Source organism: Klebsiella sp. CN_Kp113 (genome assembly GCF_040064585.1).
Classification (GTDB): Bacteria; Pseudomonadota; Gammaproteobacteria; order Enterobacterales; family Enterobacteriaceae; genus Klebsiella; species Klebsiella michiganensis.
The window spans coordinates 114,322-128,031 of the sequence record NZ_JBEAID010000032.1 but is presented as its reverse complement, the minus strand read 5'-3'; the positions used below and the strand labels follow the sequence as shown (position 1 = coordinate 128,031).

The window sequence follows — 13,710 nt, the reverse complement described above, 5'->3', positions numbered from 1 at the left end:
GCATCAAACAAGTGAAGAGCCCATCCTGACGGATGGGCTTTTTGCGTTTTTGTCGACTGAACCGACCGGACAGCGGTTACCCTTATCCGGTCTTACTTCATTACTCATGTACCAAATTCAATAACGGATAGGGTTTTCCAAGATCGTCCGTCTCAGAACGGCCTGTCACCTTAAAGCCCATCTTCTTATAAAATCCGACCGCTTGTTCATTCTGCTCATTAACGTTGGTCGTCAGTTTGGGCGCTAACGTCAGCGCGTGTTCAATCAACAGCTTACCGACGCCGCAGCCGCGGACCGTAGGGTCAACGAATAGCGCATCCATATGTTCCCCCGTAAGCAGCATAAAGGCGACCGGCTCGTCTTTCTCCGTCACCGCGACCCACAGCGGCGCTTCGGGTAAAAACGCGCTCACCAGATCTTCCAGTTCCGCTCTATACTCTTTTGATAAAAAATCGTGCGTTGCATCGACCGACCGACGCCAGATCGCAATCAGTTTTTTCCCTTCATCATGCCGTGAACGGCGGATACTAATAACCATATTTGCTCCTTTTATTTGTTCTTATATTCTAACTCAAATGTCTCCGTGAAATTTTCTCACCCTGCACTTGCAGGCTCGACATTCACCTTATTCCTGGGTATCTTCAGCTGTCTGGATGTCTAAACGTTTATACGTATGCTATGAGGTAATAAAGTTATGCCAATTCGGGTGCAGGACGAGCTACCGGCCGTCAATTTCTTGCGTAATGAAAACGTCTTTGTGATGACGACAACTCGCGCGACGACTCAGGAAATCCGCCCGCTGAAGGTGCTCATCCTTAATCTGATGCCGAAGAAAATCGAGACTGAGAATCAGTTTTTGCGACTGCTTTCCAACTCTCCTCTGCAGCTTGATATCCAGCTGTTGCGCATCGATGCCCGCGAATCACGTAATACTCCGGCGGAACACCTGAACAACTTCTACTGCAACTTTGAAGATATTTGCGATCAGAACTTTGATGGCCTGATTGTTACCGGTGCACCTTTAGGTTTGGTTGAATTTAATGACGTTGCCTACTGGCCGCAGATAAAACAGGTGCTGGAATGGGCTAAAGATCATGTTACCTCAACGCTGTTTGTCTGTTGGGCGGTACAGGCAGCCCTCAATATCCTCTACGGTATCCCTAAACAGACCCGCTCTGAGAAGATTTCCGGGGTCTACGAACACCATATCCTGCAACCTCATGCCTTGTTAACCCGCGGCTTTGACGATAGCTTTCTGGCCCCGCACTCGCGCTATGCCGATTTCCCGGCGGCGCTGATACGCGACTACACCGACCTCGAGATCCTGGCGGAGACGGAAGAAGGGGACGCCTACCTGTTTGCCAGCAAAGATAAGCGCATCGCCTTCGTGACCGGTCACCCGGAATATGACGCGAACACCTTGGCCAGCGAGTTCTTCCGCGATGTGGAAGCGGGTCTCGATCCGCAGGTTCCACATAATTATTTCCCGCAGAACGATCCGCAGAACAAACCGCGCGCCACCTGGCGAAGCCATGGCAATTTGCTGTTTATCAACTGGCTGAATTATTACGTCTACCAGATCACGCCATACGATCTACGCCATATGAATCCGACTCTGGATTAATCATCTACACAACGCGATCCTAAAGCGTTTCAGCATTTTGCCTCTGGCACCTTCGGGTGCCTTTTTTATTTCCGAAACGCAGCTCATATTGTAATTAAACTTTATTTATATTGTTATCAATAGGTTAAACGATAATTAAATTAAAAATGGAAATTGTTTTTGATTTTGAAAAATAAATGCGTAGTCTTAATTGTGCTGAACGAAAACTACACAACGATCTTACGTTCGCGCCAACTGGATCAACCAAGAGGAGCAGCACATGACGCAGCAGGCGACAATCACTGACGAACTGGCTTTTAGCCAGCCATATGGCGACCAGGAGAAGCAAATCTTAACGCCTGAGGCCGTAGAATTTCTGACCGAGCTGGTGCGCCGCTTTACGCCTGAGCGCAATAAACTCCTGGCCGCGCGTATCCAGCAGCAGCAGGCAATTGATAACGGCAAGCTTCCAGATTTTATTTCGGAAACAGCTTCCATTCGTAACGGTGATTGGACGATCCGCGGCATTCCGGACGATTTGCAGGATCGGCGGGTAGAAATTACCGGTCCGGTAGAGCGCAAGATGGTCATCAATGCGCTCAATGCGAATGTAAAAGTCTTTATGGCGGATTTCGAAGACTCACTGGCGCCCGAATGGAGCAAAGTCATTGATGGGCAAATTAACCTGCGCGATGCGGTTAACGGCACCATCAGCTACACCAATGAAGCCGGCAAGATTTATCAGCTCAAGCCGAACCCGGCGCTGCTGATCTGCCGCGTGCGCGGTCTGCATCTGCCGGAAAAACACGTGACGTGGCGCAGGGAAGCGATTCCCGGCAGTCTGTTCGACTTCGCCCTCTATTTCTTCCACAACTACAAAGCGTTACTGGAAAAAGGCAGCGGCCCCTATTTCTATCTGCCGAAGACTCAGGCCTGGCAGGAAGCCGCGTGGTGGAGTGAAGTATTTAGCTTTACGGAAGACCGTTTTGAGCTGCCGCGCGGCACCATCAAAGCCACGCTGCTGATCGAAACGCTGCCCGCCGTATTCCAGATGGACGAAATTCTGCACGCCCTGCGCGACCATATTGTGGGTCTGAACTGCGGGCGCTGGGACTACATCTTCAGCTATATCAAAACGCTGAAGAATCATCCGGATCGCGTTCTGCCGGACCGCCAGGTGGTGACGATGGACAAGCCTTTCCTCAGCGCCTATTCGCGATTGTTGATTAAGACCTGCCACAGGCGCGGCGCGTTTGCGATGGGCGGCATGGCGGCCTTTATTCCGAGCAAAGATGCCGAGCGAAACAACCAGGTGCTGAACAAGGTAAAAGCGGACAAATCGCTGGAGGCGAATAACGGCCATGACGGTACCTGGATCGCGCATCCCGGGCTGGCTGACACCGCGATGGCCGTCTTTAACGGCGTACTGGGCGAGAACAAAAATCAGCTGTCCGTTACCCGCGAAGACGATGCGCCGATTACCGCTGAACAGCTGCTGGCTCCCTGCGAGGGCGAACGAACCGAAGAGGGCATGCGCGCCAACATTCGCGTGGCGGTGCAGTACATCGAGGCGTGGATTTCCGGCAACGGCTGCGTACCGATTTATGGCCTGATGGAAGATGCGGCGACGGCGGAAATCTCCCGTACCTCTATCTGGCAATGGATCCACCATGAGAAAACCCTCAGTAACGGCACACCGGTAACCAAAGCGCTGTTCCGCCAGTGGCTGGCCGAAGAGATGCGGGTGATTCAGGACGAACTGGGCGAGCACCGCTACAGCAGCGGGCGTTTTGATGAAGCCGCTCGCCTGATGGAACAGATCACCACCTCCGACGAGCTGATCGATTTCTTAACCCTGCCGGGCTACCGCCTTCTGGCCTAATTCACCACACAACAATATGGAGCATCTGCACATGAAAACCCGTACCCAACAAATCGAAGAATTAAACAAAGAGTGGACGAATCCGCGCTGGGAAGGCATTACTCGCCCATACAGCGCCGAAGATGTGGTGAAGCTGCGCGGCTCGGTCAACCCAGAATGTACTCTGGCGCAGCTGGGCGCGGCAAAGATGTGGCGACTGCTGCACGGGGAAGCGAAAAAAGGCTACGTCAACAGCCTGGGCGCGCTGACCGGCGGTCAGGCGCTGCAGCAGGCGAAAGCGGGCATTGAAGCGATTTATCTTTCCGGCTGGCAGGTCGCAGCGGACGCCAACCTGGCCTCCAGCATGTATCCGGATCAATCGCTCTATCCGGCGAACTCGGTACCGGCCGTGGTCGATCGGATCAACAACAGCTTCCGCCGCGCGGATCAGATCCAGTGGTCTGCGGGCATTGAGCCGAACGATCCGCGTTATACCGATTATTTCCTGCCGATCGTCGCCGACGCGGAAGCGGGGTTTGGCGGCGTGCTTAATGCGTTTGAGCTGATGAAATCGATGATTGAGGCCGGTGCAGCGGCCGTACACTTCGAAGACCAGCTGGCATCGGTGAAAAAATGCGGCCATATGGGCGGCAAAGTGCTGGTCCCCACGCAAGAGGCGATTCAGAAACTGGTCGCCGCGCGTCTGGCGGCGGACGTCATGGGCGTGCCGACGCTGGTGATCGCTCGCACTGACGCCGATGCGGCGGATTTAATTACCTCAGACTGCGATCCTTACGATCGCCAGTTCATTACCGGCGACCGTACCAGCGAAGGTTTCTTCCGTACCCATGCCGGTATCGAACAGGCCATCAGCCGCGGGCTGGCCTACGCGCCCTATGCCGACCTGGTGTGGTGTGAAACCTCTACCCCGGACCTTGAGCTGGCGAAGCGCTTTGCCGACGCGATCCACGCGAAATATCCGGGCAAACTGCTGGCCTACAACTGCTCGCCGTCGTTTAACTGGCAGAAAAAGCTGGATGATAAAACCATTGCCAGCTTCCAGCAGCAGCTGTCGGATATGGGCTACAAGTATCAGTTCATCACCCTGGCCGGTATTCACAGCATGTGGTTCAACATGTTCGACCTGGCCCACGCCTACGCCCAGGGCGAGGGGATGAAGCACTACGTTGAGAAGGTCCAGCAGCCGGAGTTCGCGGCGGCTAAAGATGGCTACACCTTTGTCTCTCATCAGCAGGAGGTCGGCACCGGCTACTTCGATAAGGTCACCACCATTATCCAGGGCGGAGCCTCATCAGTCACGGCGTTAACCGGCTCTACAGAAGAAGATCAGTTCTGATAATTTCCCCCTCTCCCTCTCTCCGGGGGAGAGGGATGGGTGAGGGGGAAGAGATGACGCGTGGCCTGGAATTATTGATTGCTCAAACTATTTTGCAGGGTTTTGACGCCCAGTACGGTCGTTTTCTTGAAGTGACTTCCGGCGCCCAGCAGCGCTTTGAACAGGCTGACTGGCATGCCGTCCAGCAGGCGATGAAGCAGCGTATTCATCTCTACGATCACCATGTCGGCCTGGTCGTCGAGCAGCTGCGCTGCATTACCGATGGTAAAAATACCGATACCGATTTTTTGCTGCAGGTAAAAGAACACTATACCCACCTGCTGCCGGATTACCCTCGTTTCGAAATTGCGGAGAGCTTTTTCAATTCCGTTTATTGCCGGTTGTTTGACCACCGCTCGCTGACTCCCGAGCGGCTTTTTATTTTCAGCTCTCAGCCAGAGCGGCGCTTACGCGCCATCCCGCGCCCGCTGGCCAAAGATTTCTTCCCCGAGCGCGGCTGGGACACGCTATTACGCAAAGTGTTATCCGATCTTCCTCTCCGTCTGCCGTGGCAAAACAGCGCGCGCGATATCGGTTATATCACCGCTTGCCTGCAGGAGGCGCTCGGCAGCGAGCTGCTTTCCCGGTCGCACCTGCAGGTGGCGAATGAACTGTTTTACCGCAATAAGGCGGCCTGGCTGGTAGGCAAACTGGTTACGCCGATGGCGACGCTGCCTTTTCTTCTGCCAATCCATCGCACCGATGAAGGCGAATTGTTTGTCGACGCCTGTCTGACGACGCATGCCGAAGCCAGCATCGTTTTTGGCTTCGCCCGCTCCTATTTTATGGTTTACGCGCCGCTACCCGGCGCGCTGGTCGAGTGGCTGCGCGAGATTCTCCCGGGGAAAACCACCGCTGAACTGTACATGGCGATTGGCTGCCAGAAGCATGCGAAAACCGAGAGCTATCGGGAATACCTGCACTATATTTCCCGCAGCGATGAGCAATTTATTGAAGCGCCGGGGATTCGCGGCATGGTGATGCTGGTGTTTACTTTGCCGGGATTTGACCGGGTATTTAAAGTCATTAAGGACCGCTTTGCGCCGCAGAAAGAGATGACCGCCGCCCACGTGCGCGCCTGCTATCAGCTGGTCAAAGAGCACGACCGCGTGGGAAGGATGGCCGATACCCAGGAGTTTGAGAACTTCGTCCTGGAGAAACGGCAAATTGCGCCCGAACTTATGGCCCTGTTACAAACCGAAGCCGGAGCGAAAATTAGCGATCTCGGCGATCGGATTGCGATCAGCCATCTTTATATCGAGCGGCGGATGGTGCCGCTGAATATCTGGCTGGAGCAGGTGGACGGTCCGGCGCTGCGCGATGCGGTAGAGGAGTACGGCAACGCCATTCGTCAGCTGGCCGCCGCCAACATTTTCCCCGGCGATATGCTATTTAAAAACTTTGGCGTCACGCGTCACGGCCGGGTGGTGTTCTACGATTACGATGAAATTTGCTATATGACGGAGGTGAATTTCCGCGAGATCCCGCCGGCGCGCTACCCGGAGGATGAGCTTGCCAGCGAGCCCTGGTATAGCGTCTCGCCTGGCGATGTTTTTCCGGAAGAGTTTCGCCACTGGCTGTGCGCTGACCCGCGCATCGGACCGCTATTTGAAGAGATGCACGCCGACCTGCTGCGCGCCGACTACTGGCGGGAGCTGCAAACGCGTATCCGCAACGGCCACGTGGAAGACGTCTACGCCTATCGCCGCCGTCAGCGTTTTAGCGTGCGCTACGGCGACCTGAAGCAGGCGGGATAGCCGATAGCCTGCTTCAGGCTGCTTCGATAACGGCAAATTCTTCGTACACCAGCTCCATATCCGGCGCCCAGGTACCTTCGCGTTCAAAGAATGCCTGATGCGCCGATTGCCAGTAAGCGAGGCTCAAATCACCTTCGCCCTCCAGCGCGGCGAGCTCAGGGCTCATTTCGTTAAAACGAATGAGCCTGAGGGACAGGGTGCGTATCACGCAGACGGCTTTCCCTTTGCCGTCCAGCACAATGTGATACGCCCCCGGCGTCACGGGCGGCTGCTCCTGCTGATAGCTGGCAAGCGAACCGCAGGTGCCGCGCTTCTTCCCGGCGATAACCAGGGCAGCCAGCTCGTCGGCCAGCGCCGGTGAATCGCCGAAAGACCAGCAGAAAGCAGAAGGGTATTTATCCTGCCAGTAGGATTTCAGATCGCTCATTTAGCGCACTCCGCCGTAGGCCAGCGTCACTTCTTTCGCCGCCTTAATCACCATCGCGCCGAACTCGGTCACGCGGTCATCGGTAATGCGGGAAATGGGCCCGGAAATGGAGATGGCGGCGAACGGCTCACGATGTTCATCATAAATGCACGACGCTACGCAGCGCAGGCCCAGCGCGTGTTCTTCGTCATCAAACGAGTAGCCGCGCTTACGCGTCTGGGCCAGGTCCTCTTTCAGATGTACCGGCGATACCAGGGTGGCATGGGTATAAGCGTGCAGACCTTGACGGTGCAGCAGGCCGGTAACCTGCTCTTCGCTTAGCTGCGACAGAAACGCCTTTCCGGCGCCGGAAGCGTGCATCGGCAGCTTACCGCCAATCGGTGCCGACATACGCATCAGCTGCGTACACTGCACCTGATCGATAATAATCGCCTGATGATCGCTCTGGTCAAGCACCGCGAGGTTAACCGTTTCACCGGAATCTTCCATCAGCTGACGCAAAATCGGATGGACGATCGCCAACAGATTACGGCTTTGCAGGAAGCTGCTGCCGACGACGAAAGCATGGGCGCCCACCGACCAGTGGCCCAGCTCACCGACCTGACGAACAAAACCCAGCTGCTGCATGGTCGTCAGCAGGCGGTGAGTCGTGGAGTTAGGCAGGCCGGCCTGCTGGGCCAGTTCGGTCAGCGCCACGCTGCCGTGGGATTCAGCAATCCATTCGAGCAGCTTCAGTCCGCGGGTCAGGGACTGAACTTGCCCGCCGGCCGGAGCGGCGGCGGGGGAGGCAGGTTTTCTGCCGCGTTTTGCGGGAGCGGGGGTCGCCATCGCGGACTCCTTTTTTCTGTATCGTGGAAATGATTTTCGTTTTATTTGGCGATAATGCAATCACTACCCGACTGATCGGATGAGTGAAGCTGAACATGTCTCATCTTGCCCGCTGTTCTCTTTTCCACCCCTTCGGTTTGTGCCAGTATGGTCTGTTGAGTTTTTTCGGTCTGGTTGAGCGTTGTCGGGAGCGAGTGTGAGCAGCAAAGTTGAGCAACTGCATCAGCAGTTAAAAGCACGTATTTTGGTTCTGGATGGGGGCATGGGCACCATGATCCAGAGCTACCGTCTGAGTGAGCAGGACTTTCGCGGCGAGCGCTTTGCCGACTGGCCGTGCGACCTGAAGGGCAACAACGACCTGCTGGTTCTCAGCAAGCCGGATGTGATAACCGCTATCCACGATGCCTATTTTGCGGCCGGGGCGGATATCATTGAAACCAACACCTTTAACTCGACGACCATCGCGATGGCGGATTACCAGATGGAATCCCTGTCGGCGGAAATCAACTTTGTGGCGGCGAAACTGGCCCGCGCCAGCGCCGATGCCTGGACCGCACGCACGCCGGAAAAACCGCGCTACGTCGCAGGGGTCCTCGGCCCGACTAACCGCACGGCGTCCATTTCTCCCGACGTCAACGACCCGGCCTTCCGCAACATCACCTTTGACGGGCTGGTGGAAGCCTACCGTGAATCCACCAAAGCGCTGGTGGAAGGCGGGGCGGATCTGATTTTGATTGAGACGGTGTTCGATACCCTCAACGCCAAAGCGGCGATCTTTGCGGTTAAAGAGGAGTTTGAAGCGCTGGGAGTCGATCTGCCGATTATGATCTCCGGCACTATCACCGACGCCTCCGGGCGCACGCTGTCCGGCCAGACCACCGAAGCCTTTTATAACTCGCTGCGCCACGCCGATGCGCTGACGTTTGGCCTCAACTGCGCCCTGGGGCCGGATGAGCTGCGCCAGTACGTGCAGGAGCTGTCGCGTATCGCCGAATGCTACGTTACCGCCCACCCGAACGCCGGTCTGCCGAACGCTTTTGGCGAATACGACCTGGACGCCGACACGATGGCGGCGCAAATTCGCGAATGGGCTGAAGCCGGATTCCTGAATATTGTCGGCGGCTGCTGCGGTACCACGCCGGAACATATCGCTGCCATGAGCCGCGCGGTGGCCGGCCTGCCGCCGCGCCAGCTGCCGGAAATCCCCGTCGCCTGTCGTCTTTCCGGCCTTGAGCCGCTGAATATCGGCGATGACAGCCTGTTTGTGAACGTCGGCGAACGCACCAACGTTACCGGCTCGGCGAAATTCAAGCGCCTGATTAAAGAAGAAAAATATAACGAAGCGCTGGATGTGGCGCGCCAGCAGGTGGAAAGCGGCGCGCAGATTATCGATATCAATATGGATGAGGGGATGCTCGACGCCGAAGCGGCGATGACGCGTTTCCTCAACCTGATCGCCGGTGAGCCGGATATCGCCCGCGTGCCGATTATGATCGACTCCTCCAAATGGGAGGTTATCGAAAAGGGGCTGAAGTGTATTCAGGGTAAAGGCATCGTTAACTCCATCTCGATGAAAGAGGGCGTTGAGCCGTTTATCCAGCATGCGAAAAAGGTGCGCCGCTACGGAGCCGCCGTCGTGGTGATGGCCTTTGATGAAGTGGGCCAGGCCGATACCCGCGAGCGGAAAATTGAAATTTGCCGCCGGGCGTACAAAATTCTCACCGAAGAGGTGGGCTTCCCGCCGGAAGACATCATCTTTGACCCGAATATTTTCGCCGTGGCGACCGGGATTGAAGAGCACAACAACTATGCCCAGGACTTTATCGGCGCCTGCGAAGATATCAAACGCGAACTGCCGCACGCGCTGATCTCCGGTGGCGTCTCTAACGTATCGTTCTCCTTCCGCGGGAATGACCCGGTGCGCGAGGCGATTCACGCGATATTCCTCTACTACGCCATCCGCAACGGCATGGACATGGGCATCGTTAACGCCGGCCAGCTGGCGATTTACGACGACCTTCCCGCCGAGCTGCGCGATGCGGTTGAAGATGTGATTCTGAACCGCCGCGATGACGGCACTGAACGCCTGCTCGATCTGGCGGAAAAGTATCGCGGCAGCAAAACCGACGATACCGCCAACGCTCAGCAGGCGGAATGGCGCAGCTGGGACGTCAAAAAACGCCTCGAATACTCGCTGGTTAAAGGCATTACCGAATTTATCGAGCTCGATACCGAAGAAGCCCGCCAGCAGGCCGCGCGTCCGATTGAGGTTATCGAAGGGCCGCTGATGGACGGCATGAACGTGGTCGGCGACCTGTTCGGTGAAGGGAAAATGTTCCTGCCGCAGGTGGTGAAATCCGCCCGCGTCATGAAGCAGGCGGTGGCCTACCTCGAACCCTATATTGAGGCCAGCAAAGAGAAAGGTTCCAGCAACGGCAAGATGGTCATCGCCACCGTGAAGGGTGACGTTCACGACATCGGCAAGAATATTGTCGGCGTGGTGCTGCAGTGTAACAACTACGAAATCGTCGACCTTGGCGTGATGGTGCCTGCGGATAAAATCCTGAAAACCGCCCGCGAGGTTAACGCCGACCTGATTGGCCTCTCCGGGCTGATTACGCCGTCGCTGGATGAGATGGTCAACGTGGCGAAGGAGATGGAGCGTCAGGGCTTTACTATTCCGCTGCTGATTGGCGGCGCAACCACCTCGAAAGCGCACACGGCGGTGAAAATCGAGCAGAACTACAGCGGGCCGACGGTCTACGTGCAGAACGCCTCGCGCACCGTTGGCGTGGTCGCCGCGCTGCTGTCCGATAGCCAGCGCGATGATTTTGTCGCCCGTACCCGCAAAGAGTACGAAACGGTACGTATTCAGCACGGGCGTAAAAAGCCGCGCACCCCACCGGTCACGCTGGAGGCCGCGCGCGATAACGACCTGGCCTTTGACTGGGCAAGCTACACCCCGCCGGTGGCCCATCGTCTGGGCGTGCATGAGGTTGAGGCCAGTATCGAAACCCTGCGTAACTATATCGACTGGACGCCGTTCTTTATGACCTGGTCGCTGGCCGGTAAGTATCCGCGCATTTTGGAAGATGAAGTGGTCGGCGAAGAGGCGCAGCGCCTGTTTAAAGACGCCAACGAACTGCTGGATAAGCTCAGCGCCGGGAAGGCCCTGAATCCGCGCGGCGTGGTGGGGCTGTTCCCGGCTAACCGCGTCGGCGACGATGTTGAAATCTATCGCGATGAAACCCGGACTCACGTGCTGACGGTGGGGCATCATCTGCGCCAGCAGACGGAGAAAGTCGGCTTTGCCAACTACTGCCTGGCGGATTTTGTCGCGCCGAAGCTGTCGGGGAAGGCGGACTATATCGGCGCCTTTGCGGTGACCGGCGGCCTTGAGGAAGACGCGCTGGCCGACGCCTACGAAGCGCAGCACGATGACTACAACAAGATTATGGTGAAGGCGATTGCCGACCGCCTGGCGGAAGCCTTTGCCGAGTATCTGCATGAGCGGGTGCGTAAGGTTTACTGGGGCTATGCGGCGAACGAAAACCTCAGCAACGAGGAGCTGATCCGCGAGAACTACCAGGGAATTCGCCCGGCGCCGGGCTATCCGGCCTGCCCGGAGCACACCGAAAAGGCGACGATCTGGGAACTGCTGGAGGTGGAAAAACGCACCGGCATGAAGCTGACGGAATCTTTTGCCATGTGGCCCGGCGCATCGGTTTCCGGCTGGTACTTCAGCCATCCGGACAGCAAATACTTCGCGGTAGCGCAAATTCAGCGGGACCAGGTGGAAGACTATGCGTTGCGTAAGGGGATGAGCGTAGCGGAAGTGGAGCGCTGGCTGGCGCCGAACCTCGGTTACGATGCCGACTGATCCACCAAACCGTTATCTTTCCTTACAACTAACAGGGCGCTCAATGAGCGCCCTGTCTCTTTATTGTGCGTAAACCCTTATACTGAAGGAAGCTTGCGATCGTTGCCGTCGGATAAGCGAAGCGCTATCCGGCCTGTAACGGTTTATGAGTTTCGGGAACGAATAAATATAAGGAGAAGCTGATTCCGTGTTAACTCTGCTACACCTGTTGTCCGCCGTCGCCCTACTGGTGTGGGGCACCCATATCGTCCGTACCGGCGTGATGCGCGTCTACGGCGCTCGTCTGCGAAGCGTACTCAGCAGCAGCGTGGAGAAAAAACCGCTCGCCTTCTGCGCGGGGATCGGCGTTACCGCGCTGGTGCAGAGCAGCAACGCCACCACCATGCTGGTCACCTCTTTTGTCGCCCAGGATCTGGTGGCGCTGGCCCCTGCGCTGGTGATGGTGCTGGGCGCTGACGTCGGTACCGCGCTGATGGCGAGGGTGCTGACCTTCGATCTGTCCTGGCTTTCGCCGCTGCTGATTTTTATCGGCGTGATTTTCTTCCTTGGGCGCAAGCAAACGCGCGCGGGCCAGCTCGGGCGCGTGGGGATCGGTCTGGGCTTGATTCTGCTGGCGCTGGAGCTGATCGTGCAGGCGGTGCATCCCATCACCCAGGCTAACGGCGTACAGGTGATTTTCGCCTCGTTGACCGGCGATATTATGCTGGATGCGCTGATCGGCGCGGTGTTTGCCATCATCAGCTATTCAAGCCTGGCAGCGGTGCTGCTGACCGCAACGTTAACCGCCACCGGCGTGATTTCGTTTCCGGTGGCGCTGTGCCTGGTGATCGGCGCCAACCTCGGATCCGGGCTGCTGGCCATGCTAAACAACAGCGGCGCCAATGCCGCTGCGCGCCGCGTGGCGCTCGGCAGCCTGCTGTTTAAGCTGGTGGGTAGCCTGATTATCCTGCCGTTTGTGCATCTGTTGGCAAACGTCATGGATGAGCTTCCGCTGCAAAAATCCGAACTGGTTATCTATTTCCACGTCTTCTACAACCTGATCCGCTGTATCGCCATGGTGCCGTTTGCCGGCCCCATGGCTAACCTCTGTAAGCGTCTGATTCGCGATGAGCCCGAGCTGGACGCGCGGCTGAAGCCGAAGCATCTTGATACTTCGGCGCTGGATACGCCCGCCCTGGCGCTGGCCAATGCCGCCCGCGAAACCCTGCGTATTGGCGATGCCATGGAGCAGATGCTGGAAAGCCTGCATAAAGTGATGCACGGCGAGCCGCGTGAGGAGAAAGAGCTGCGGCGGATGGCGGACGATATCAACGTACTTTACACCGCCATTAAGCTCTATCTGGCGCGGATGCCGAAAGAGGAGCTGGCGGATGAGGAGTCCCGCCGCTGGGCGGAAATTATCGAAATGGCGCTTAACCTCGAGCAGGCTTCGGATATCGTCGAAAGAATGGGCAGCGAGATCGCCGATAAATCGCTGGCCGCGCGGCGCGCGTTCTCCATGGAGGGATTAAAAGAGCTGGATGCCCTCTACGAGCAGCTGCTCAGCAATCTGCAGCTGGCGATGTCGGTCTTCTTCTCCGGCGACGTGCCGAGCGCCCGCCGCCTGCGCCGCAGCAAGCATCGTTTTCGTATCATGAATCGTCGTTACTCGCATGCCCACGTTGACCGCCTGCATCAGCAAAACGTGCAGAGTATTGAGACCAGTACGCTGCACCTGGCGCTGCTGGGCGATATGAAGCGTCTGAATTCACTGTTCTGCTCGGTGGCCTATAGCGTGATGGAGCAGCCGGATGAGGACGATGAGCGCGATGATTATTAAGCGCTGATGTGCCGCCTGACATCCCCGGCTCGCGCTGCGCTTAGCCGGGCTACAGGTATACCGCGGTCTGCGGGATGGTAGCCCGGACAGATGCGCAGCATCGCCTCCGGGTAATTATGCCACTCTGCGCTTTGCTCCC

9 protein-coding genes are annotated in these 13,710 nt (G+C 57.0%); 6 read left to right on the top strand and 3 right to left on the bottom strand.

Annotation, left to right across the window (positions count from 1 at the left end):
• Positions 1–100: 100 nt before the first annotated feature.
• Complete coding sequence (locus ABLV30_RS21295) at positions 101–538, bottom strand: acetyltransferase (protein ID WP_009651731.1); 438 nt, start codon at positions 536–538, stop codon at positions 101–103.
• A 156-nt stretch (positions 539–694) separates the two neighbouring features.
• Here ABLV30_RS21295 and metA point away from each other — a divergent pair, with 156 nt between their 5' ends.
• The 4 genes from metA (at position 695) to aceK (ending at position 6,617) form a co-directional block, all read left to right on the top strand.
• Complete coding sequence (gene metA / locus ABLV30_RS21290; protein WP_004109666.1) at positions 695–1,624, top strand: homoserine O-succinyltransferase; 930 nt, start codon at positions 695–697, stop codon at positions 1,622–1,624.
• 259 nt (positions 1,625–1,883) lie between these two features.
• A complete protein-coding gene (gene aceB / locus ABLV30_RS21285) occupies positions 1,884–3,485 on the top strand; it encodes a malate synthase A (RefSeq protein ID WP_004097698.1) in 1,602 nt (533 codons plus the stop codon).
• A gap of 31 nt (positions 3,486–3,516) precedes the next feature.
• On the top strand, positions 3,517–4,821 hold the full coding sequence (gene aceA / locus ABLV30_RS21280; protein ID WP_004097699.1) for an isocitrate lyase: 1,305 nt from the start codon (positions 3,517–3,519) through the stop codon (positions 4,819–4,821).
• Positions 4,822–4,874: 53 nt separating this feature from the next.
• On the top strand, positions 4,875–6,617 hold the full coding sequence (gene aceK / locus ABLV30_RS21275) for a bifunctional isocitrate dehydrogenase kinase/phosphatase (protein WP_025107719.1): 1,743 nt from the start codon (positions 4,875–4,877) through the stop codon (positions 6,615–6,617).
• Between the two features lie 13 nt (positions 6,618–6,630).
• Here the strand turns inward: aceK and ABLV30_RS21270 are convergent, their stop codons facing one another.
• Together ABLV30_RS21270 and iclR are read right to left on the bottom strand one after the other, a co-directional pair.
• The gene (locus ABLV30_RS21270; RefSeq protein WP_102075981.1) at positions 6,631–7,035 is read right to left on the bottom strand and encodes an ASCH domain-containing protein; all 405 of its coding nucleotides are present in this window, start codon (positions 7,033–7,035) and stop codon (positions 6,631–6,633) included.
• A gap of 9 nt (positions 7,036–7,044) precedes the next feature.
• The gene (gene iclR / locus ABLV30_RS21265) at positions 7,045–7,872 is read right to left on the bottom strand and encodes a glyoxylate bypass operon transcriptional repressor IclR (protein ID WP_004097706.1); all 828 of its coding nucleotides are present in this window, start codon (positions 7,870–7,872) and stop codon (positions 7,045–7,047) included.
• 196 nt (positions 7,873–8,068) lie between these two features.
• Between iclR and metH the strand changes: the two genes are divergently transcribed.
• Both metH and ABLV30_RS21255 read left to right on the top strand, forming a co-directional pair.
• A complete protein-coding gene (gene metH / locus ABLV30_RS21260; protein WP_265800762.1) occupies positions 8,069–11,752 on the top strand; it encodes a methionine synthase in 3,684 nt (1,227 codons plus the stop codon).
• 187 nt (positions 11,753–11,939) lie between these two features.
• Positions 11,940–13,571, top strand: coding sequence for a Na/Pi cotransporter family protein (locus ABLV30_RS21255; protein WP_009651734.1), 1,632 nt, complete (start codon positions 11,940–11,942; stop codon positions 13,569–13,571).
• The last annotated feature ends 139 nt before the right edge of the window (positions 13,572–13,710 follow it).

What these genes read in the sequence shown, in the direction of transcription:
- aceA (WP_004097699.1), top strand. Translation starts at nt 3,517, where the DNA reads ATGAAAACCCGTACCCAACAAATCGAAGAATTAAACAAAGAGTGGACG.
- aceK (WP_025107719.1), top strand. Translation starts at nt 4,875, where the DNA reads ATGACGCGTGGCCTGGAATTATTGATTGCTCAAACTATTTTGCAGGGT.
- aceB (WP_004097698.1), top strand. Translation starts at nt 1,884, where the DNA reads ATGACGCAGCAGGCGACAATCACTGACGAACTGGCTTTTAGCCAGCCA.
- iclR (WP_004097706.1), bottom strand. Translation starts at nt 7,872, where the DNA reads ATGGCGACCCCCGCTCCCGCAAAACGCGGCAGAAAACCTGCCTCCCCC.
- ABLV30_RS21295 (WP_009651731.1), bottom strand. Translation starts at nt 538, where the DNA reads ATGGTTATTAGTATCCGCCGTTCACGGCATGATGAAGGGAAAAAACTG.
- metA (WP_004109666.1), top strand. Translation starts at nt 695, where the DNA reads ATGCCAATTCGGGTGCAGGACGAGCTACCGGCCGTCAATTTCTTGCGT.